We start from the raw sequence: 2,278 nt of genomic DNA, 5'->3' as shown, positions 1-2,278 counted from the left end.
TTTATTTTACCAGCTCTCTTTTATCTTGTCAAGAACTTTTTTGAAGTTTTTTAAAAACTTTTCACAACCGAGCTGATAATTACTCTCTCTCTCGATGAGAACGTAATTAATTATACGCGGTGTTTACATTCTTGTCAAGAACTTTTTCAAATTTTTTTGATTTTTTTACAAAAAAACAGAACAGTGCCTATACACTGTTCTGTCGATCACGGTTTATTACCGTCTAAAATGATTCGTTTTTTATGTATATAATAGAAGACTTTTTCTCATGCTTAAGCTTTTACATTCTGCTGCCGCTTAATGGCAGAGATGGAGGTGTCCACGTGATGCGGGACCGGCGTCCAATTGACCTGCTTGAATAAAGCGGCGATGGCGATGGGCCCGTAGGTAAACATAAAGATTGAGAAGGTCAGACAGCACCAGATCTTTTTTCTAATGGGCATATAGATCTGCCGATGTTCTGAAATCATCGTGTAGACGCCAAGCGCAAAGATGACAATCGTGGACTTAAAGACGAATAGGCCGATGGACGTGAGGGCTTCTGTGATATTCCCGGCTGCCGCGATGTTGAGCGCCATCATCCCGATCCCCATGGCCATCGCCGCAAGCATCACGAAGAAGGCCGGCAGGTAGCTCATCAGCATATCGAAGGCGGCAAATCCACCAGGCCCACCGAGCCGGCCAATGAGCGGTTCCCCGTAAATTTTGAAGACCTGAAAATAACCCTTAATCCAACGCAGCCGCTGATGAACCGAATCCATGAAGCAGATGGGCTGTTCGTCGTAAAACACGGCCCGTTCGGCGTACCCGATTTTTTCACCTCTCACGATGCATTCCGCGGTGAGCTGAATATCCTCAGTTAAAAGGAAAAAATGCCAGCCGCCCAGGCGTTCGAGCAGGTCCTGACTGATCAAGTAGCCGGTTCCAGAAACCATGCAGCTGGTTCCAGAGTGCATCCGTCCTCGGTTGAGCAGCTGGGATTCGTGAAGAAACCACAGGGCGTACCCCGACGAAATCCAGTTATCCCCGAAATTTTTCGAATTGCGGTAGCCGGTTACAATGGGGTAGCCCGCGTTGTGCACCTTGTGCATTTCCAGTACAAAGTTTTCGTCCAAAAGATTGTCCGCATCGAAAATAAAATAACCGTCGTAGCTTCTGCAATCGCTTTCCAATTGTCTAAACAGCCACCCCAGGGCGTAGCCCTTGCCGACCAGCTGCCTATTGGAGCGTTCGTACACGACGGCCCCTGCTTCTCTCGCAATTTCCGCCGTATCGTCGGTGCAGTTGTCGGCCACCACGATGACGTCCAGATGGGAAGCGGGATAGCTTTGATGCTTCACGCTTTGTATCAGCGCCGCGATGACCGCCGCTTCGTTGCGCGCGGCAATGAGCACAGCGTAATCCCTAAGGGGTCCAGCGTCGCGGACTTTCCTGCTTTTCCAATGGGACGCGATGAAATACCGGAGCTGATAAGCGTAGCAAATTAAAACCGCAATGGCGAGACTCCGCCGCGCAATGTGTCCAAATAGCGTCAACATCTTTGAATTGTTCTCCTCTTTATTGATCCCTTAAAAGATCATTGATTGAAAAACAGTATAGACAACGCCTTTAAATAAATCGTAATCAAAATATAAACATTTTATAAATTTCTCGGGTATGTAAAATGAAATTTGCTTAATCGCTCAGAAAATCATATAATAATGGTAAACATTCTAACACTTGCGAAGTGATCGCAGAGAAAGGTGATCAGATGAAAATATCAACAAAGGGACGGTACGCCCTGCGCATGCTGACCGACCTCGCGGAACACAGCGGCGAGGGCTACATCGCGCTGAAGGACATCGCCGCCCGTCAAAACATTTCGAAAAAATACCTTGAACAAATTGTTATCCTGCTCCACGGTTCGGGCCTGCTGAAGGCCAGCCGCGGTCCCAACGGCGGCTACCAGCTGGCCAAGGCCCCAAGCGAATGCACCGTCGCGGATATTTTAAAGCAAACCGAGGGCTCCCTCGCGCCCATTGCCTGCCTCGAATACGACCCGCCTGGATGCGAACGCGCCGCCGAATGCCAAACCCTGCCAGTCTGGAAGGGCCTCTACAAACAAATCACCGATTACCTCGAGGGCATCACCCTTCAGGATATTCTGGACCACACGGCCCAGAACGCGCCACTGAATTTCGTCATCTGATTGTTTTGTCCGCGCCAACAAAAAAAGATCCGTTGATGATATGTACCCTCTTTACTGGACAAACCAGTAAGGAGGGTATTTTTAATGCGA

The 2,278-nt window shown here is 48.6% G+C and carries 2 protein-coding genes; one reads left to right on the top strand and one right to left on the bottom strand.

What is annotated here, in order from left to right:
* Window positions 1–272: 272 nt before the first annotated feature.
* On the bottom strand, window positions 273–1,538 hold the full coding sequence (locus tag QZX60_RS09280) for a glycosyltransferase family 2 protein (RefSeq protein WP_295364121.1): 1,266 nt from the start codon (window positions 1,536–1,538) through the stop codon (window positions 273–275).
* 212 nt (window positions 1,539–1,750) lie between these two features.
* Between QZX60_RS09280 and QZX60_RS09275 the strand changes: the two genes are divergently transcribed.
* Entirely contained in the window at window positions 1,751–2,188 is a 438-nt protein-coding gene (locus QZX60_RS09275) for an Rrf2 family transcriptional regulator (RefSeq protein WP_295364118.1), read from the top strand.
* Window positions 2,189–2,278: the final 90 nt, after the last annotated feature.

This window comes from uncultured Pseudoramibacter sp. (assembly GCF_903789625.1).
Taxonomy (GTDB): Bacteria; Bacillota; Clostridia; order Eubacteriales; family Eubacteriaceae; genus Pseudoramibacter; species Pseudoramibacter fermentans.
The sequence above is the reverse complement of the archived record's forward strand: the minus strand, read 5'-3'. Positions and strand labels throughout refer to the sequence as shown.

Bases quoted from the DNA above. Each gene is read 5' to 3' on its own strand.
- QZX60_RS09280 (WP_295364121.1), bottom strand. From the start codon at position 1,538: ATGTTGACGCTATTTGGACACATTGCGCGGCGGAGTCTCGCCATTGCG.
- QZX60_RS09275 (WP_295364118.1), top strand. From the start codon at position 1,751: ATGAAAATATCAACAAAGGGACGGTACGCCCTGCGCATGCTGACCGAC.